The following is a 19,205-nucleotide window of genomic DNA, read 5'->3' on the forward strand; positions in this document are numbered from 1 at the left end:
AAGAACCCTTTGCACAAAATTTAACCAGCTGTGGAGAACTCGAGGTTAAAAGAATAAAAAAGAGAGAAATTTATAAAACCTTTGTTTTTATGTTTATTTCTACTGAGGCACGTTTCTGTGGATAGATCGCTACAGGCCTTTATATTCAATATGTACAGAGATTCAAAACCCTGTGATCATGTGCCAATGAGGACCTTGGATAACCGGTTTAAGCCTGTGGATGAAAGGGGCGTTTATCCACAGGGGCGGTTATGTCCAGTTTTCAGGCCCTGTTATCAACTGCCCTTAGTGGCAGTTATTCACAGGGCTTAATCCACAGAAAAACGATACAACGGCTTTTTCACAGCGCAAAAAAAACGCCAGCGAGGGTTCGCTGGCGACAAAGAAGCCGATGGAGGGAAGTGCGAGGGCTATTGTGAGAGAACGTAACAGGGGCTAATAATAGGCATTATCATTAACTCATCAGTTTTTCCCCATGTCCCTACCCGCCCACACTGCTGCGATCGAGCAAATCTACGAGCAACACCATTCGTGGCTATATGGCTGGCTCAAGGGCAAATTGCATGACGCCTGCGATGCGGCCGATGTAGCGCATGACACGTTTGTGCGGATTCTCGCGGCGCGCAACGCCGCGCAGATTCGTGAACCACGGGACTATCTGGCGACTGTTGCACGCGGGCTGGTGATCGATCGTTATCGCAGGAAGGCTATCGAAGCTGCGTATTTGCAGACCGTGGCAGCTCGACCGCAAGCCACCGCCATCAGCGAGGAAGACAAGGCGCTGATCATCGAAACTCTGGTCGCTGTGGATAAAGCCTTGGCGGGGCTCGGCCCCAGAAGCCAACAGATTTTCATGCTGTCGCAGATCGATGGCCGGACTTATCAACAGATCGCCCTGCAGCTAAAGGTTTCGCTGACCACGGTGAAGAAACACATGATCCGTGCCCTGACGGAATGTGCCCTGATCATGGCGCAACATTGATGGCCATCGCTCCCGATCGCCAGGTTTTCGAAGCCGCCGCCAGTTGGTATGTGCAGTTTCAGACGGACCCGCCGACGCTCGCCGAACAGAGGGCCTGGCAGCTGTGGATAGACAGTGATCCAGCGCACCTGGCGGCATGGAACCAGATGGAACAACTGCAGCGCCACCTCGGTACGTTGCCGCCTGATTTGAAACGTCGCGCCCTGAATACCGGACAGCAACGACGCCAGGTGCTCAAGTTGTTGCTGCTCGCTGCGGGGACGGGGTTCGTTGGCTGGAATGTCCAGCAACACACATCGCTGGGGAATGTCTGGGCCGACTATAAAACTGGCGTTGGCCAGCGTCGCAACCTGACATTGGCTGATGGCAGTCAGATTCAGCTCAACACCGACACTGCCATTGACGTGTCTTTTGATCCGACGCAGCGGCTGATTCGCCTGCGCTCCGGCGAGATCCTGATTCAAACCGGCAAACTTGGCGATCAACGGCCCTTTTTCGTCGACACCCGTGATGGCCGGATTCAAGCGCTGGGCACCCGGTTTTCCGTACATCAGTTATCGGAGTCTACCCGTGTCGGTGTGCTGGAAGACCGGATCAGCGTTCAGCCTGCTGATCTATCAACAGCCGCAATTATTCTGAACGCAGGCGAAGGGGCCGACTTTGATCGTCGACACATCGGGCTCACTCATCCCTTCAAATCCACGGAAGTGGCGTGGACCAATGGCCAGTTGATTGTGCTCAATGCACGCTTGGGCGACGTGATTGAAGAATTGGGCCGCTATCGCCGCGGTGTTTTGCACTGCGATAACCGCGCGCGGGATCTGCGGGTATCCGGCACATTCCGGCTCGACTCCACCGATGCAGTGCTGGCCAATCTTCAGGCTTCGCTGCCAATCGACGTGCGCTATTTCACCCGTTACTGGGTCTCGATCAGCCACAGCGCTTGATCGAAATGTCACTTGGGGAAAATAAATCGACAACAGGGTTATCTTTTTTTGCCCTGACCCGGCCCTACAGGTAATCGCGATAAACGCGGCTCTTTGCCACCTTCAGGGCTAATCCACACATGCGTCTTTCCACGTTTCGTCAGCGTTTTTCCTACCACTGCATTGCTTACAGCCTACTGATGACCAGCGCTGCGTCCTGCCTGGTGATTAGCCATAACGCGATCGCTGCAACGGTCGCCCAGCGTTATGCCATTGCCGCCGGCCCGCTGGACAATGCCTTGAGCCAGTTCGCCTCCGCTGCGAATGTAATCCTGTCGTTCTCGCCGCAACAGACCAGCCGTTTGCGCAGTGCCGGTTTGAACGGCGATTTCACCGTCGACCAGGGTTTCGCCCAACTGCTGCAAGGCTCGGGGTTGCAAGCCGTACCACAGGCGCCGGGCAGTTACATTTTGCAGGCACTGCCCAACGGCGACGCACTGGAATTGGCCCCGACCAACATTAACGGTCAGTTGGCCAATCCGATGAATCTGGATTACGCCGCCGACGTCGGTTACAAAGCGCAGAACAGCCGGATCGGTACGAAAACCAGTACGCCATTGTCGGAAACACCGCGTTCCGTGTCCGTCGTCACTGCCCAGCGCATGAAAGATCAGAAATCTCAGACACTCACTGAAGTACTCGGCTACGTTCCGGGAATCTTCGCGCCACCCTTTGCCGCCGGCGACAGTCTGGCTGGAGACCTGTTCTACATTCGCGGTTTCAACGCTACCGATTATGGCTACGGTCTTTTGCGCGATGGACTACGCGTACAGGGCAATCGTTATGACACCAGCACCGAGCCTTACGGACTTGAGCGGGTCGAGATTTTCCGCGGCCCGTCTTCTCTGTTGTATGGGGAAAACGCACCGGGCGGTCTGGTCAATCTTGTTAGCAAACGTCCGACCGCTGCACCGCAGGGCGAAGTGCAATTGGGTTATGGCTCGAACAATCGCCGGCAGATCGGCGTCGATGTCTCCGGTCCACTCAATGACAGCGGCAACGTTCTCGGGCGGGTGGTGATGCTTGGGCGCAAGTCGGACACCCAGACCGATCATGTCCCGGACGACCGGATCTACATTGCGCCATCCCTGACCCTGAATTTCGATGATTTCAACACGCTGACTCTGCTGGCCAACTACCAGAAGGATCACACCAACATGGAACTTGGCCTACCGGCGGCCGGTACTTTGCTGACAAACTCCAACGGCAAGTTATCCAAAGGCACCCTGCTCGGCGACCCGGACTGGAACACTTTCGAACGGGAAACCTGGAGCACCGGTTACGAGTTCAGCCACTCGTTCAACGACGATTGGCAGTTCCGTCAGAACTCGCGCTACATGCAGTCGCGCATTACCCGTCACGAAACCTGGCCGGGCAACCTCAACAACGCCGGGTTTGGCACACGCCTGAACATGACTGCGTACGATCGCTTCAACAAGTCGATGGTGTACTCGCTGGATAACCAGCTGGAAGGCAAGTTCCAGGTCGGCGGTCTGGAGAACACCGTGTTGTTCGGCGCCAGCTACGACCGTACCTCGTTCAATCAGGACTGGAACGCTGGCATCGTCGGGCCGATCGATGTGTATAACCCTGTGTACCTACGTGACCCGACGACACCGATTGCTGTGCAAAACACCTTGCTCGAGCAACAGATGAAAGGTGTTTATGCACAGATCCAAAGCAAGTACGACCATTGGTTGTTTCTGCTCGGTGGCCGTCAGGACTGGGTCGACAGTGATTTCCGCGACAAGGTCGCCCAGTCGAGCGACATCAGTTCCGAGGACAAGAAGTTCACCTATCAGGGCGGCGTGATGTACCAGTTCGACAACGGCATGACGCCGTATGTCAGCTATTCCACCTCGTTCGTACCGGTGCAGCAGATTTCCAATGCCGGCGCACCGCTCGACCCGATCACCAGCAGCCAATACGAAGTGGGTCTGAAATACGAACCGATCGGCTGGGATACTGCGTTTACCGCTTCGGTGTACGACCTGCGCAAAAAGGACGACACCTACTTCGACTCGACGACAGCGACCTACCGCCAGGTCGGCGAAAGCCGTTCCAAAGGTGTGGAACTGGAACTGAACAGCAATCTGACCCAGAACCTCAATGTGACAGCGGCCTACACCTACACCGATGCGCGGATTACCAAAGATGCCGCGACGTCATTGGTCAAAGGCCATCAAATGACCGGGGTGCCACGTAATCAGGCTTCGGTCTGGACGAAATACCGATTCCTCGATGGCGACTTGAAAGGCCTGTATGTCGGCGGTGGTGTGCGTTACTTCGACAGTGCCTTCGCCTACACCTCGCCTTCTCTGTACGGCAAGCTCGATGCCGGCGATGTCACGTTGGTGGATGCGGCGATCGGTTATCAAATCGACACGAATTGGAGCGTCGATCTGAACGCGAAAAACCTGTTCGACAAGGAATATGTGTCGGGATGCAACGATGCTGGTCGTTGTTATTGGGGCGAAGATCGCACCTTGCTGGGGACGGTGTCTTACAACTGGTAAAGCAAAAAAGGGGCTGTGGATAAATATTCCACAGCCCCTTTTGTTATTTGCCGATGCAGAAGCTGGAAAAGATCCTTCCCAGCAGATCATCGGAGCTGAACGCCCCGGTGATTTCACCTAGAGAATGCTGGGCCTGACGCAAATCTTCGGCGAGCAATTCGCCGGCGCCGGCCAATGTAAGTTGCGCGCGGCCGTGTTCCAACGCGGCGCTGGCGTGACGTAATGCCTCCAAATGGCGGCGACGTGCACTGAAGCTGCTTTCCGAAGTTTGCTCGTAACCCATGCAGGCTTTGAGATGGTCACGCAGCAAGTCCAGTCCTTCACCGGCCGACTTGGCACTCAGACTGATCGTCACATGCCCGTCTTCACTGGTTTCGAGGGCAATTGCTTCGCCCGTCAGATCCGCTTTGTTGCGGATCAGGGTAACTTTCGCCGGATCCGGACGGGTCTCGAGGAATTCCGGCCACAATGCAAACGGGTCCAGTGCTTCCGGAGCGGTCGCATCGACCACCAGCAACACCCGATCGGCTTCACCAATAGCCTTCAATGCCCGTTCAACACCGATCTTTTCCACATGATCATCGGTATCACGCAGCCCTGCAGTATCGACAACATGCAACGGCATGCCGTCGATGTGGATATGTTCGCGCAGGATATCCCGCGTGGTGCCGGCAATCTCCGTCACGATGGCAGCTTCGCGACCGGCCAAAGCATTCAACAGGCTGGACTTGCCGGCATTCGGACGACCGGCGATCACCACGGTCATGCCATCGCGCAACAAAGCGCCCTGCCCGGCTTCACGCAGTACTGTGGATAACTCGTTGCGCACTTTGTCGAGCATGTTCAACACATGGCCATCGGCGAGGAAGTCGATTTCCTCTTCCGGAAAGTCGATGGCGGCTTCGACGTAGATACGCAAACCGATCAACTGCTCGGTCAAGTTATGCACACGTTGGGAAAATGCACCCTGCAATGAGCGCAGGGCATTACGCGCAGCCTGGGCCGAACTGGCCTCGATCAAATCGGCAATCGCCTCGGCCTGGGCCAGGTCGAGTTTGTCATTGAGGAAAGCACGTTCACTGAATTCACCCGGACGGGCCAAACGGCAACCCAACTCCAGGCAACGCTTGAGCAACATATCCAGAACGATCGGGCCGCCGTGGCCTTGCAGTTCCAGCACGTCTTCGCCGGTGAAAGAGTTCGGTCCCGGGAAATACAGGGCCAGGCCCTCGTCCAGGACTTGCTGGTCGTCACTGAAAAACGGCCCGTAATGGGCGTAACGCGGTTTCAGCTCACGGCCGCTGATGGCTTTGGCTGCAACACTGGCCAGCGGCCCGGAAATACGGACGATGCCCACACCGCCGCGACCCTGAGCGGTGGCGACGGCGGCGATGGTTTCACGAGGTGTGCTCATAAACCGGAATCCAGACAAAAGTGGCAGATAGCAAAACGCCCCACTAGGGGGCGTTTTGAGTGGTGTTATCCACAGTGCAAGTTACGCCTCGGCTTTTTTCGTCGCCGCTTCGATCTTACGCGTGATGTACCACTGTTGTGCAATCGACAGGCAGTTGTTCACAACCCAGTACAGCACCAGACCTGCCGGGAACCACAGGAAGAAGAAGGTGAAGATGATTGGCATCATTTTCATGACCTTCGCCTGCATCGGATCCGGAGGAGTCGGGTTCAGCTGCTGCTGGATGAACATGGTTGCACCCATGATGATCGGCAGAATGAAGAACGGATCCTTGATCGACAGGTCAGTGATCCACAGCATGAACGGCGCCTGGCGCATTTCCACGCTTTCCAGCAGAACCCAGTACAGCGAAAGGAAAACCGGCATCTGCACGAGGATCGGCAAGCAGCCGCCCAGCGGATTGATCTTCTCTTTCTTGTACAGCTCCATCATGGCTTGCGACATTTTCTGCCGGTCATCGCCATGTTGCTCTTTCAGAGCAGCCAGTTTCGGCGCGACAGCACGCATGCGCGCCATCGATTTGTAGCTGGCAGCCGACAGCGGGAAGAAAATACCCTTGATCAGCATGGTCAGGAAGATGATCGACCAGCCCCAGTTACCGACGATGGCGTGGATGTGTTGCAGCAGCCAGAAGATTGGCTGGGCAATGAACCACAGAATGCCGTAGTCGACGGTCAGTTCCAGACCTGGGGACAACTCTTTCAGCACAGCCTGGCTTTTCGGACCGGCGTACAGCACAGCGCTGGTTTCAACTTTGGCACCCGGAGCAGCGGTCAGTGTTGGACCGGTGTAACCGATGATGTAGTTGCCTTTGCTGTCTTTACGGGTCTGGACGATGTTGTTTTCGCCCTTGGCCGGAATCCACGCGGTCACGAAGTAGTGTTGCAGCCAGGCTACCCAGCCACCGGTGACGGTTTCTTTCAGCTGCGCCTTGTCCATGTCCTTCATGGACACTTTCTTGTACGGCTCCGAACTTGTCCACAGGGCGGCGCCCAGGTAAGTCGCGGTGCCAGTAGCAGTAGTGGACGAAGGATCAGCGCTGTTGTCGCGTTTCAACTGAGCAAACATTGCGCCGTTCCAGGGCTGAGCGCTCTGGTTATCCACAATGTAGGAAACGGCTACGTCATACAGGCCGCGTTTCAGGGTGAAACGCTTGATGTAGTTGACGCCGTCCTTGCTGAACTTCAGGTCGACGACCAGTTGGTCCTGACCGTCAGCCAGTTGATAAGTCTTCTTCTCCGAAGAGTAGACCGGACGACCGGCCGGATTTGCATCCGGGCCATTGGTGCCGATCAGACCGCTTTGGGCCAGATAAACACGTTCGCCACCGTTATCGAACAGTTGGAACGGCACATCAGGACGATCCTGACGACGTGGATACAGAGGCAAGGTCAGTTGAGCGACATCGCCACCTTGTGGATCGATCGCGAGATCGAGCACGTCGGTTTTGATCTGGATCAGATCCTTGCTGGCGGCTACCGGCGTTTCGGCAGGTGCGCTGGTATCGCTAGCGGCGCGCGGAATATCGTCACTGGCGGCAGCATTATTGCCAGTGGCGGTGTCCGGCAAACCGGATGTAGTCGTACTGGAAGCAACATTCTGAGTCGGCAGGGCAGCCTGACCATAGTCCTGGTTCCATTTAAGGACCATAACGTAGGCCACGATTGCCAGGGCGACGATCAGGATCGTGCGTTTGATATCCATGATTACTCGGCCATCGAAGAAGAACGGGAGGTAGGGATAGGTGGAACCGGGTCATAACCACCGGGATTCCACGGATGACAGCGACCTAAACGACGAAAGGCCAGCCAGCCACCGCGCAGAAGGCCATGATTTTCGATGGCTTCTAACGCGTAGCAGGAACAACTGGGGTAGAAACGACAGTGGTTGGCCATTAAAGGACTAATGGCATAGCGATAAAACTGGATCGGAACGAGGGCCAGTTTACGCATCTGGACTGTCTACCCCTACAGTTTCGGTTTTGACTTCTGGAACGGGCTTGCTGCGTGCAAGACGCTTCCAGAGTTTGCCGAAATGCTGAATCAATTCGGGGTTTTCTACATCGCCCAGACCTTTGCGCGCGACGATAACGATATCCCAGCCGACCAGTGAATCCTGGTGCAGACGGAATGATTCGCGCATCAAACGTTTGAGGCGATTGCGCTCAACGGAGAGCTTTACGCTCTTTTTCCCGATAACCAGCCCGAGACGGGGGTGATCAAGATCGTTGTTGCGTGCAAGGAGCAGGAGATTTTTCCCCGGAACCTTGCCGGTAGGGGAGTCAAAGACTGCCTTGAAATGCCGGGGGGTAAGCAGACGCTTTTCCCGACTGAAGTCCTGACTCACCTCCAGTACCGGATTATCAAACTGCCAGACGCGCACGACCTTTGGCGCGACGACGCGACAGGACTGCGCGGCCGTTCTTGGTAGCCATGCGAGCACGGAAACCGTGGGTACGAGCGCGTTTGATAGTGCTTGGTTGGAAAGTACGTTTCATTGTCGTGTTACCTGGTTCGTCCACAACGGGCCGGAATGGCCCCCGTTTTAAGAGACCGGGGATTCTAGAGAAAGCAAGCCTTCAGGTCAATTTCCAACCAACGTTTCCTTATAAATAGATCTCGAGGTGTTCTTTGCCCGATCACCTGCTCGCCATACATAAAAATAAAGAAGGGAATTATTTAAAGCTTTTCTGTAAAGCTTATAAAAGCTAGGCACACCGTCTTCTGTGGATAAGTGGCATTAGCCCTTGTTTGACGTGATGTACAGAGAATGACAACTACAGTGGAAAACCGTGTTCAGCCTGTGCTGCACTGTCGGATAACCTGTGTGTGGAATAGCATGTTATCCACAGGCAGGTTATCCACCGAGTTCAACCCCCAGTTGTCCAGTGCCCTTAGTGGCGGTTATCCACAGAGCTTATTCACACACCGTTGGTCGTTTTTTTAGCGGTTAACGCGTTGATAAATCATGGTCACCGGGCAACCTGCATGTGGATAAGTGGACGGCTCGCCGCTACAATGGCCGCTTGTTTTTGCCTCACCGGCTTTCAACTTAGGGGATATCCGTGTCAGTGGAACTTTGGCAGCAGTGCGTGGAGCTTTTGCGCGAGGAGCTGCCTGCCCAACAATTCAACACCTGGATCCGTCCACTACAGGTCGAAGCCGAAGGCGACGAGTTGCGCGTCTACGCACCGAACCGTTTTGTGCTGGACTGGGTCAACGAAAAGTACCTGGGTCGTGTCCTTGAGCTGCTGGATGAGCATGGCAACGGCATGGCGCCAGCGCTCTCCTTATTAATAGGCAGCAAACGCAGTTCCGCTCCGCGTGCCGCACCGAACGCGCCGCTTGCAGCCGCGCAGGTTTCCCAGCAGGCCCAGGCAAATGCCACGCCTGTGAGTACGCCGGCACCCACCCAGACGTCAGCGCCGGCAGCCAAGCGCTCGACGCAGAAAAGCCCCGAAGTCAGCGATGAACCGTCTCGCGACAGTTTCGACCCGATGTCCGGTGCCGCTTCCCAGCAAGCCCCGGTCCGCGCCGAACAGCGTACCGTGCAGGTCGAAGGCGCGCTCAAGCACACCAGTTACCTGAACCGCACCTTCACCTTCGAAAACTTCGTCGAAGGTAAATCCAACCAGCTCGCCCGCGCGGCGGCCTGGCAAGTGGCGGACAACCCCAAGCACGGCTACAACCCACTGTTCCTTTATGGTGGCGTCGGCCTGGGTAAAACCCACTTGATGCACGCGGTGGGTAACCACCTGTTAAAGAAGAACCCGAATGCCAAGGTCGTGTACCTGCATTCCGAGCGTTTCGTCGCCGACATGGTCAAGGCGCTGCAACTGAACGCGATCAACGAGTTCAAGCGTTTCTACCGTTCGGTGGATGCCTTGCTGATCGACGACATTCAGTTCTTTGCTCGCAAGGAGCGTTCGCAGGAAGAGTTTTTCCACACTTTCAACGCCCTGCTTGAAGGTGGCCAGCAGGTCATTCTCACCAGTGACCGCTACCCGAAAGAAATCGAAGGCCTTGAAGAACGCCTCAAATCCCGCTTCGGCTGGGGCCTGACGGTTGCCGTCGAGCCGCCGGAACTGGAAACGCGCGTGGCGATCTTGATGAAGAAGGCCGACCAGGCCAAAGTCGACTTGCCGCACGACGCCGCGTTCTTCATTGCCCAGCGTATTCGCTCCAACGTCCGTGAGCTGGAAGGCGCGTTGAAACGCGTGATCGCCCACTCGCACTTCATGGGCCGCGACATCACTATCGAGCTGATTCGCGAATCCCTGAAAGACCTGTTGGCGTTGCAGGACAAACTGGTCTCTGTGGATAACATTCAGCGCACCGTCGCCGAGTACTACAAGATCAAGATCTCGGACCTGCTGTCCAAGCGCCGTTCGCGCTCGGTAGCGCGTCCGCGTCAGGTAGCCATGGCGTTGTCCAAGGAGCTGACCAACCACAGCCTGCCGGAAATCGGCGATGTGTTTGGCGGCCGTGACCACACCACCGTGTTGCACGCCTGCCGCAAGATCAACGAACTTAAGGAATCCGACGCGGACATCCGCGAGGACTACAAGAACCTGCTGCGTACACTGACCACTTGATGAACACCAGCGCAGCTTATTAAGGCAAGGGACTAGACCATGCATTTCACCATTCAACGCGAAGCCCTGTTGAAACCCCTGCAACTGGTCGCAGGCGTCGTCGAGCGTCGACAGACCTTGCCGGTACTGTCCAACGTGCTGTTGGTAGTCGAAGGCCAGCAACTGTCGCTGACCGGTACCGATCTTGAGGTCGAACTGGTCGGTCGTGTGCAACTCGAGGAGCCGGCAGAAACAGGTTCCATCACCGTGCCTGCGCGCAAGCTGATGGATATCTGCAAAAGCCTGCCCAACGACGCGCTGATCGACATCAAGGTCGACGAGCAGAAGCTGGTGGTAAAAGCCGGCCGTAGCCGTTTCACCCTGTCGACCTTGCCGGCCAACGATTTCCCGACCGTTGAAGAAGGCCCGGGTTCGCTGACCTGCAGCCTCGAGCAAAGCAAACTGCGTCGCCTGATCGAACGCACCAGCTTCGCCATGGCTCAGCAGGACGTGCGTTACTACCTAAACGGCATGTTGCTGGAAGTGTCCGAGGGCATCATCCGCGCTGTGGCCACCGACGGTCACCGTCTGGCCATGTGCTCGATGAAAGCCGATATCGGCCAGCCGGATCGTCACCAGGTGATCGTGCCGCGCAAAGGTATCCTCGAACTGGCGCGTCTGCTCACCGAGCCGGACGGCAATGTCAGCATCGTGCTGGGTCAGCACCACATCCGCGCGACCACCGGCGAATTCACCTTCACCTCGAAACTGGTCGACGGCAAATTCCCGGACTACGAGCGCGTGCTGCCTAAGGGCGGCGACAAGCTGGTATTGGGCGATCGTCAGGCGCTGCGCGAAGCGTTCAGCCGTACCGCGATTCTGTCCAACGAGAAGTACCGTGGTATCCGTCTGCAGCTGGCCAGCGGTCAGTTAAAGATCCAGGCCAACAACCCGGAGCAGGAAGAAGCGGAAGAAGAAGTGGGCGTTGAATACAACGGCGGCTCCCTGGAAATCGGCTTCAACGTGAGCTACTTGCTCGACGTGCTGGGCGTGATGACCACCGAGCAGGTTCGCCTGATCCTGTCCGACTCCAACAGCAGTGCGCTGGTGCAAGAGTCGGACAACGACGATTCGGCTTACGTTGTCATGCCGATGCGTCTGTAATCAGCTGACTCTGGATGTCCTTAAGTCGTGTTTCGGTCACCGCGGTGCGCAATCTGCACCCGGTGACCTTCTCCCCCTCCCCCCGCATCAACATTCTTTACGGCGCCAACGGCAGCGGCAAAACCAGTGTTCTGGAAGCCATTCATCTGCTGGGGCTTGCCCGTTCGTTTCGTAGCACGCGGCTTTTGCCGGTCATCCAGTACGAGCAGCTCGCCTGTACCGTGTTCGGTCAGGTCGAACTGGCCGAGGGTGGGCATAGCGCTTTGGGTATCTCGCGCGACCGTCAGGGCGAATTCCAGATACGCATCGACGGCCAGAACGCCCGCAGCGCAGCGCAACTGGCAGAGATCCTGCCGCTGCAGTTGATCAACCCCGACAGCTTCCGTCTGCTTGAAGGCGCGCCGAAGATTCGCCGGCAGTTTCTCGATTGGGGTGTGTTCCACGTCGAGCCGCGGTTCATGGCCACCTGGCAGCGTTTGCAGAAGGCCTTGCGCCAGAGAAACTCCTGGCTGCGGCATGGTACACTTGACGCCGTTTCGCAAGCGGTTTGGGACAGGGAACTGTGCCAGGCCAGCGCTGAAATCGATGAATACCGCCGCGCTTACATCAAAGCCTTGAAACCAGTCTTTGAACAAACCTTGAGCGAACTGGTTGAGCTCGAAGGTTTGACGCTCAGCTATTACCGAGGCTGGGACAAAGACCGGGAATTGAGTGCCGTACTGGCCGGATCCCTGCAACGGGATCAGCAAATGGGTCATACCCAGGCCGGACCGCAACGGGCTGATTTGCGTCTTAGATTGGGTGCACACAACGCCGCGGACATTTTGTCCCGGGGTCAGCAGAAGTTGGTGGTCTGTGCACTGCGGATTGCCCAAGGGCATCTGGTCAGCCAGGCCCGCCGCGGTCAGTGTATTTATCTGGTGGATGACTTGCCGTCCGAGCTGGACGAGAGCCACCGTCGCGCGCTGTGCCGCTTGCTGGAAGACTTACGCTGCCAGGTGTTCATTACCTGTGTAGATCACGAATTATTGAGGGAAGGCTGGCAGACGGAAACGCCAGTCGCTCTGTTCCACGTGGAACAGGGCCGTATCACCCAGACCCACGACCATCGGGAGTGAAGGCATTGAGCGAAGAAAATACGTACGACTCAACGAGCATTAAAGTGCTGAAAGGCCTGGATGCCGTACGCAAACGTCCCGGTATGTACATTGGTGACACCGACGATGGCAGCGGTCTGCACCACATGGTGTTCGAGGTGGTCGACAACTCGATCGACGAAGCCCTCGCCGGCCACTGCGACGACATCAGCATCATCATCCACCCGGATGAGTCCATCACCGTTAAAGACAACGGCCGTGGCATCCCGGTAGACGTGCACAAAGAGGAAGGCGTTTCCGCGGCCGAGGTCATCATGACCGTCCTCCACGCTGGCGGTAAGTTCGACGACAACTCCTACAAGGTATCCGGCGGTCTGCACGGTGTAGGTGTGTCGGTAGTGAACGCACTGTCCGAAGAGCTGGTTCTGACTGTTCGCCGCAGCGGCAAGATCTGGGAACAGACCTACGTCCACGGCGTACCTCAGGCACCGATGGCCATCGTTGGCGACAGCGAAACCACCGGCACCCAGATCCACTTCAAGGCTTCCAGCGAAACCTTCAAGAACATTCACTTCAGCTGGGACATCCTGGCCAAGCGCATTCGTGAACTGTCCTTCCTCAACTCCGGTGTCGGCATCGTCCTCAAGGATGAGCGCAGCGGCAAGGAAGAGCTGTTCAAGTACGAAGGCGGCCTGCGTGCGTTCGTTGAATACCTGAACACCAACAAGACTGCGGTCAACCAGGTGTTCCACTTCAACATCCAGCGTGAAGACGGCATCGGCGTGGAAATCGCCCTGCAGTGGAACGACAGCTTCAACGAGAACCTGTTGTGCTTCACCAACAACATTCCGCAGCGCGACGGCGGTACCCACCTGGTGGGCTTCCGTTCGGCACTGACGCGTAACCTGAACAACTACATTGAGCAGGAAGGTCTGGCGAAGAAGCACAAAGTCGCCACCACCGGTGACGATGCCCGTGAAGGCCTGACTGCGATCATCTCGGTGAAAGTGCCGGATCCGAAGTTCAGCTCGCAGACCAAAGACAAGCTGGTCTCTTCCGAAGTGAAGACCGCGGTCGAACAGGAAATGGGCAAGTACTTCTCCGACTTCCTCCTGGAAAACCCGAACGAAGCGAAACTGGTCGTCGGCAAGATGATCGACGCCGCTCGTGCCCGTGAAGCCGCGCGCAAGGCCCGTGAGATGACCCGCCGCAAAGGCGCGCTGGACATCGCCGGTCTGCCAGGCAAGCTCGCTGACTGCCAGGAAAAAGACCCGGCGCTGTCCGAACTGTACCTGGTGGAAGGTGACTCCGCGGGCGGCTCTGCCAAGCAGGGACGTAACCGCAAGACTCAGGCGATCCTGCCGTTGAAGGGTAAGATCCTCAACGTCGAGAAAGCGCGTTTCGACAAGATGATCTCTTCCCAGGAAGTGGGCACCTTGATCACCGCACTGGGCTGCGGTATCGGTCGCGACGAATACAATATCGACAAGCTGCGTTATCACAACATCATCATCATGACCGATGCTGACGTCGACGGTTCGCACATCCGTACCCTGCTGCTGACCTTCTTCTTCCGTCAGTTGCCGGAGCTGATCGAGCGCGGCTACATCTACATCGCCCAGCCGCCGCTGTACAAGGTCAAGAAAGGCAAGCAAGAGCAATACATCAAAGACGACGACGCCATGGAAGAGTACATGACGCAGTCGGCCCTGGAAGATGCGAGCCTGCACCTGAACGAAGAAGCCCCGGGCATTTCCGGTGAAGCGCTGGAACGTCTGGTTAACGACTTCCGCATGGTGATGAAGACTCTCAAGCGTCTGTCGCGCCTGTACCCGCAGGAGCTGACCGAGCACTTCATCTACCTGCCGGCCGTAAGTCTGGAAAAGCTCGGCGACCACGCAGCGATGCAAGAGTGGCTGGCCCAATACGAAGCGCGTCTGCGCACCGTGGAAAAATCCGGTCTGGTCTACAAGGCCAGCCTGCGTGAAGATCGTGAACGTGGCGTGTGGCTGCCAGAGGTCGAACTGATCTCCCACGGCCTGTCGAACTACGTCACCTTCAACCGCGACTTCTTCGGCAGCAACGACTACAAAACCGTCGTCACCCTCGGCGCTCAACTGAGCACCCTGCTCGACGAAGGCGCGTATATCCAGCGTGGCGAACGCAAGAAAGCGGTCACCGAGTTCAAGGAAGCCTTGGACTGGCTGATGGCTGAAAGCACCAAGCGCCACACCATTCAGCGATACAAAGGTCTGGGCGAAATGAACCCGGATCAGCTGTGGGAAACCACCATGGACCCAAGCGTGCGCCGCATGCTGAAAGTCACCATCGAAGACGCCATTGGCGCAGACCAGATCTTCAACACCCTGATGGGTGATGCGGTCGAACCTCGCCGTGACTTCATCGAGAGTAACGCGCTGGCCGTGTCCAACCTGGACTTCTGATCCGCGCAAGCAATTCGGTGTGTGTTGCCGAAACAAAAAAGGCCCGCATCAGCGGGCCTTTTTTATGGGTGTTCTTAGTAATAAACCGCTGGTCCCTGAATTCATTACAGCGGGCCGAGGCAATGTTCAACTCAGAACCATCGCAGACTCACTCGATTTCAAATCAAACGCTTCGCGCGAAGGTCCAATTTCCCAAAGCAACTGCAAGCGCTGGTGGGCTTCGTACAATGTCGGAATATGACCTTCATCCACCCACCACATCACAACCCGTGGTTTGCTGATAGGCAGGAACCACTCCGCACCTCTCAAACGAAAGTCGTTGTGCGGTGTTTTATACAAGAAATCTTTCAAGGCCGCCGGGCTCTTCCACAGCGAAAGTGTATAAAGATACCCTTCTCCCCATAGTTCATCGAGAAGCTGTTGATTGTCCTGAACTTCCCGCCATATAAAGCCAGGATGCGCGTCGGCTAAACCATTTACGTAGGCGGTAGAAGAATAAAAACCGTCCATGCGCGGATCAGATTTTAAATGTTTTGGTTTGACCAGATCAAACTGCGCGAGAATAGCCATTGACTGTTAATCCTTTAATAAGGCTAGAGGCTGTTAAAAAGTTGTGTAATTACTAGTGAAGTTATGAGCGGGTTTGCAGGCGAGCGCCAACATCCAGGTTACTTTGCAGTAATCAGACGGCTATTAATTATCGAGAAGTCAGTACGCGCTTTATTAAAGTTACATGCCGTGAACTATGATTTTTTTAAACGGCGAGGAGGCATGAATATGTCATCTCATCTGTAAGCTGTGAATGCTTGAATCTGCCCTGCCACCATTGAGCTTGCCAGGTGACAGGGAGATTCGCTTGCAATCAGGCCTGACCGTTCAACATCAAATTGAGGTTCTGTACTGCGGCGCCTGATGCGCCCTTGCCGAGGTTGTCGTACACCGCGGCAAGCAATACCTGGCCTGACTTCTCATCCGAGAAGACATAGATGTCCAGGCGATTGGTGTCATTCAGGTATTCAGGGTCCAGTTGCGTAACGGTCTTGACCTGATCCAGCGGAACCACCTTGATGAACTCGGATTTGGCGTAATGGTTGCTGAGGCAGGCGTGGATCTGTTGCACCGAGGCGCCAGCGGGCAACAAGCGCAAATGCAGCGGCACGTACAAGACGATGCCTTGGCGGTACTTGCCATAGCCAGGCGTGAAGATCGGCCGATGATCCAGCAATGCCTCAGACATCATCTCCGGGACGTGCTTGTGGTTAAGGCTCAAGCCATAACCGCGGTATGGAGCGTCCGTGTGTTGCGGATGATCCGGGATTTCATAGGCGTCGATCAGTGATTTGCCCGAACCGGAATACCCGGAAATGGCATGCACATTCACCGGGTAGTCCTTGGGTACCACACCGGCTTCCGTCAGCGGACGCAACAGCGCGATGGCGCCTGTCGGGTAGCAGCCAGGATTGGATACACGCTTGGCTGTCGTGATGATGTCAGCCTGACCTGCAGTCAGTTCCGGCAGACCATACACCCAACCTGGTGTGGTGCGATGGGCAGAGCTGGGATCAAGTACACGTACCTTTGGATTCTCGATGAACGACACCGCCTCAACAGCGGCATCGTCCGGCAGGCAGAGAATCGCGACATCACAGGTGTTAAGTGCTTCAGCCCTTTTTACCGGGTCCTTGCGATCGGCATAGGGCAACTGCAAAAGCTCAATATCCGTGCGACCGTTCAGACGCGAATGTATCTGAAGTCCAGTCGTACCGGCTTCCCCGTCGATAAAAATAAGTGGCTTCATGTTCACGAAAATTCACGATAATGAGTGTTTTGAAACTTTATCACACCTTTACTGTGCTGCGCAGGGTGACGTTTTTATGCAAACAGTTTTTCAGGTTTATTTGAAATACTGTTTTTTAGTCCTGCTACCCCGTCACTGACCAATGTCTCTTCGAACTTTCCCGCCATGAAGTCAATTTGATATACATAAGGTACTGGTTTAAAGAACATTTCCCGATTCAACAACTTGGCCAGGGTAAACGTCGAGGTCAGGGTTGTAGCTAATAAACAGGCAGAGCTTAGAGAGGCAACTTTACGTTCCTCGAAATCAAGCTTCGGATCTTCCAGATAGGCACGGTGCAAATGCAGCGGGTCGAGGCCCATACCGAAATTGATCAGTTTCTCCGTCTCAGTCATATCGGGCGTCAACGCAAAATATTCTTCGAATGACATCGAATCCGGATGGAAGTGATGCAACGTTCCGCCAAAGCCTATAGGGCAGGAAACGACCGCCGGGATACCCAGTTCCCGCGCCTTTTGGTACATCTGAATTCGCGGCTCAATCACGAAGTAGTCCATGGCGTCGCATAACATGTCCACACCGGTCAAAAAGTCATCGACTGTTTCAGCGCTCACCCCGTTGTACTGTTCAATGCGCAAGGCCGGATTGATCGACAACAGACGCTCACGCAGGACATCGGCCTTCTTCAGTCCGACTGTATGAGTCGTTGCGCCAAATTGGCGGTTGAAGTTCTCTGGTCCGAAGGTGTCGAAATCAGCAATTTTGATTCCGCCAACGCCCATGCGTACCAGTGTCTCCGCGTGGGTATATCCGACACCGCCGCATCCTGGAACTGCAATTGTCTTGCTGGCTAACAGTGCCAGTTCTTCCTGGCTGATCAAGCCGATCATTCGACTGTAAATGACTTCGCGGGAATATTCATTTTGCATATAACGCTCCTTGTATTTATTTGGCGACGTAGTGAAAACCAACGATTGAGAAACCGTGTCGGGTCCAGAAAGACTGCGCCATCGAATTGCTAACGAATGTATCAAGGCAGACCTGTTCACACTGGTAATGATCGGCCAAGGCTCTTACGTAGCTGAGCAGTTGTGCCCCCACTCCACGAGATCGGTTTCCCGGCTTGATGATGAAATGATCGATATATAAATATTTGCCGCAGTAAATCCGGGTATTCAGCCAATAGCCGGTCAGGCCCACCAACTCGGTTCCTGCGAATACCCCGACACACTGCCAATTCAACTTGGCGACAGTTTCCAATCGTTCTAACAGCAGGTCTTTATTCAAATCCGGATAAAAAGTCGACAGCAACGCCAGCGTCATGGGCAATTCATAATTCTGCATAACCCTGATCGTCACTGCCGTCTCCATACGTTCAGCCTTGTGCATGCAACCCCCTCACCCAGACACGTTAATAAGACTGGACGAGAACGGTCAGTGGAACTCGATAACCAGCAGATCGCGATAACCGCTGTCAGCTCCATTACAGATCTGAATGGCTGTCGTATCGTGAAAAACCGTGTCATCCCTGAACAACAGTGCCTGACAAGGCTTCTCCAGCGTGCCCACATAAATAGGCTGCTGGTGCATGATATCGACCAGGGTTGTTTCGCCTCCGACTACACCACTTCTGTCGGCCATGAACAGGCAACTGAATTTCACCCCATCCCGATGTTTGCCTTCGGGTACCGGCAATCCCGTCATGTCTGGAGTGGCGAGGATACGATTGAAATAGGTGTTGATCTTCCAGCCTTGGACATCTTCGATTTCACTGAAGGTGTTGGCGAGTTTCAGTAGAAGCTTCTTCAGCACTTCATTGTCGGCCATCTCCGCAGTGACGGGGGCGAAGTGCCGGTCGATGCCACCGTTCAGCGGATTGAAATACTCCGGTTGGGAATACGGTACATGGGGCTGCTGCTCCAGGCGATTGCCGTTCGCATACCACTTGAATTTACCGAAACGGCGATAGCGGTACATGCCTCCATCGTTCATGTAACGATCAAGTTCGAGGTTTTCCCAATAACCCTGAAATTGCGCCCACTCGGGCATCTCGGAAAAATCCACACCCAGCAGTTCAGCGGAGTGCCCTGCAACAAATCGGCTGTTGTTGAGTGCCCAGACAGTCTGTGGCTCAGTATTGGCAAGATTGCTTTTCATAAGAGTTCTCTAAG

General features: G+C 55.5%; 17 protein-coding genes. 7 read left to right on the forward strand and 10 right to left on the reverse strand.

Annotation, left to right across the window (positions count from 1 at the left end; genetic code table 11):
• Window positions 1–475 precede the first annotated feature (475 nt).
• The 3 genes from PMI23_RS16605 (at window position 476) to PMI23_RS16615 (ending at window position 4,484) form a co-directional block, all read left to right on the forward strand.
• The gene (locus PMI23_RS16605) at window positions 476–982 is read left to right on the forward strand and encodes a sigma-70 family RNA polymerase sigma factor (protein ID WP_007911902.1); all 507 of its coding nucleotides are present in this window, start codon (window positions 476–478) and stop codon (window positions 980–982) included.
• On the forward strand, window positions 982–1,929 hold the full coding sequence (locus PMI23_RS16610; protein WP_007911899.1) for a FecR domain-containing protein: 948 nt from the start codon (window positions 982–984) through the stop codon (window positions 1,927–1,929). The genes PMI23_RS16605 and PMI23_RS16610 overlap by 1 nt, the downstream gene beginning before the upstream one ends.
• 119 nt (window positions 1,930–2,048) lie before the next feature.
• Window positions 2,049–4,484, forward strand: coding sequence for a TonB-dependent siderophore receptor (locus tag PMI23_RS16615; protein ID WP_007911894.1), 2,436 nt, complete (start codon window positions 2,049–2,051; stop codon window positions 4,482–4,484).
• A 43-nt stretch (window positions 4,485–4,527) separates the two neighbouring features.
• Here the strand turns inward: PMI23_RS16615 and mnmE are convergent, their stop codons facing one another.
• From mnmE to rpmH, 5 genes are all read right to left on the reverse strand, one after another.
• A complete protein-coding gene (mnmE, locus tag PMI23_RS16620) occupies window positions 4,528–5,898 on the reverse strand; it encodes a tRNA uridine-5-carboxymethylaminomethyl(34) synthesis GTPase MnmE (protein WP_007911892.1) in 1,371 nt (456 codons plus the stop codon).
• Window positions 5,899–5,979: 81 nt separating this feature from the next.
• Window positions 5,980–7,662, reverse strand: coding sequence for a membrane protein insertase YidC (gene yidC, locus PMI23_RS16625; protein ID WP_007911890.1), 1,683 nt, complete (start codon window positions 7,660–7,662; stop codon window positions 5,980–5,982).
• A 2-nt stretch (window positions 7,663–7,664) separates the two neighbouring features.
• A complete protein-coding gene (gene yidD, locus PMI23_RS29345) occupies window positions 7,665–7,910 on the reverse strand; it encodes a membrane protein insertion efficiency factor YidD (RefSeq protein ID WP_077430980.1) in 246 nt (81 codons plus the stop codon).
• On the reverse strand, window positions 7,903–8,304 hold the full coding sequence (rnpA, locus tag PMI23_RS16630; RefSeq protein WP_042704971.1) for a ribonuclease P protein component: 402 nt from the start codon (window positions 8,302–8,304) through the stop codon (window positions 7,903–7,905). The genes yidD and rnpA overlap by 8 nt, the downstream gene beginning before the upstream one ends.
• 16 nt (window positions 8,305–8,320) lie before the next feature.
• Window positions 8,321–8,455 carry a 50S ribosomal protein L34 gene (gene rpmH, locus PMI23_RS29350; protein WP_003213577.1) on the reverse strand — a complete coding sequence of 45 codons (135 nt, stop codon included), beginning with the start codon at window positions 8,453–8,455 and terminating at the stop codon, window positions 8,321–8,323.
• Window positions 8,456–9,022: 567 nt separating this feature from the next.
• Here rpmH and dnaA point away from each other — a divergent pair.
• From dnaA to gyrB, 4 genes are read left to right on the forward strand one after another with little or no spacing between them, the layout of a single operon-like run.
• Entirely contained in the window at window positions 9,023–10,552 is a 1,530-nt protein-coding gene (gene dnaA / locus PMI23_RS16635) for a chromosomal replication initiator protein DnaA (protein ID WP_007911888.1), read from the forward strand.
• 39 nt (window positions 10,553–10,591) lie between these two features.
• Window positions 10,592–11,695 (forward strand): DNA polymerase III subunit beta, encoded by a 1,104-nt coding sequence (dnaN, locus tag PMI23_RS16640; RefSeq protein ID WP_007911887.1) that lies wholly within the window; start codon window positions 10,592–10,594, stop codon window positions 11,693–11,695.
• Between the two features lie 14 nt (window positions 11,696–11,709).
• Complete coding sequence (gene recF / locus PMI23_RS16645; protein WP_007911886.1) at window positions 11,710–12,813, forward strand: DNA replication/repair protein RecF; 1,104 nt, start codon at window positions 11,710–11,712, stop codon at window positions 12,811–12,813.
• Window positions 12,814–12,818: 5 nt separating this feature from the next.
• Window positions 12,819–15,236: a DNA topoisomerase (ATP-hydrolyzing) subunit B gene (gene gyrB, locus PMI23_RS16650; RefSeq protein ID WP_007911885.1), complete on the forward strand. Its 2,418-nt coding sequence runs from the start codon at window positions 12,819–12,821 to the stop codon at window positions 15,234–15,236.
• A 126-nt stretch (window positions 15,237–15,362) separates the two neighbouring features.
• Here the strand turns inward: gyrB and PMI23_RS16655 are convergent, their stop codons facing one another.
• From PMI23_RS16655 to PMI23_RS16675, 5 genes are all read right to left on the reverse strand, one after another.
• Window positions 15,363–15,806, reverse strand: coding sequence for a DUF3291 domain-containing protein (locus PMI23_RS16655; protein ID WP_007911884.1), 444 nt, complete (start codon window positions 15,804–15,806; stop codon window positions 15,363–15,365).
• A 292-nt stretch (window positions 15,807–16,098) separates the two neighbouring features.
• A complete protein-coding gene (gene argC / locus PMI23_RS16660) occupies window positions 16,099–17,034 on the reverse strand; it encodes an N-acetyl-gamma-glutamyl-phosphate reductase (RefSeq protein ID WP_007949983.1) in 936 nt (311 codons plus the stop codon).
• Between the two features lie 74 nt (window positions 17,035–17,108).
• A complete protein-coding gene (locus tag PMI23_RS16665; protein WP_007949984.1) occupies window positions 17,109–17,963 on the reverse strand; it encodes a ThiF family adenylyltransferase in 855 nt (284 codons plus the stop codon).
• 16 nt (window positions 17,964–17,979) lie between these two features.
• The gene (locus tag PMI23_RS16670) at window positions 17,980–18,423 is read right to left on the reverse strand and encodes a GNAT family N-acetyltransferase (RefSeq protein WP_007949985.1); all 444 of its coding nucleotides are present in this window, start codon (window positions 18,421–18,423) and stop codon (window positions 17,980–17,982) included.
• Window positions 18,424–18,468: 45 nt separating this feature from the next.
• Window positions 18,469–19,191: a 2OG-Fe dioxygenase family protein gene (locus tag PMI23_RS16675; RefSeq protein ID WP_007911880.1), complete on the reverse strand. Its 723-nt coding sequence runs from the start codon at window positions 19,189–19,191 to the stop codon at window positions 18,469–18,471.
• Between the last annotated feature and the right edge of the window lie 14 nt (window positions 19,192–19,205).

The sequence above is a fragment of the Pseudomonas sp. GM24 genome (genome assembly GCF_000282235.1).
Classification (GTDB): Bacteria; Pseudomonadota; Gammaproteobacteria; order Pseudomonadales; family Pseudomonadaceae; genus Aquipseudomonas.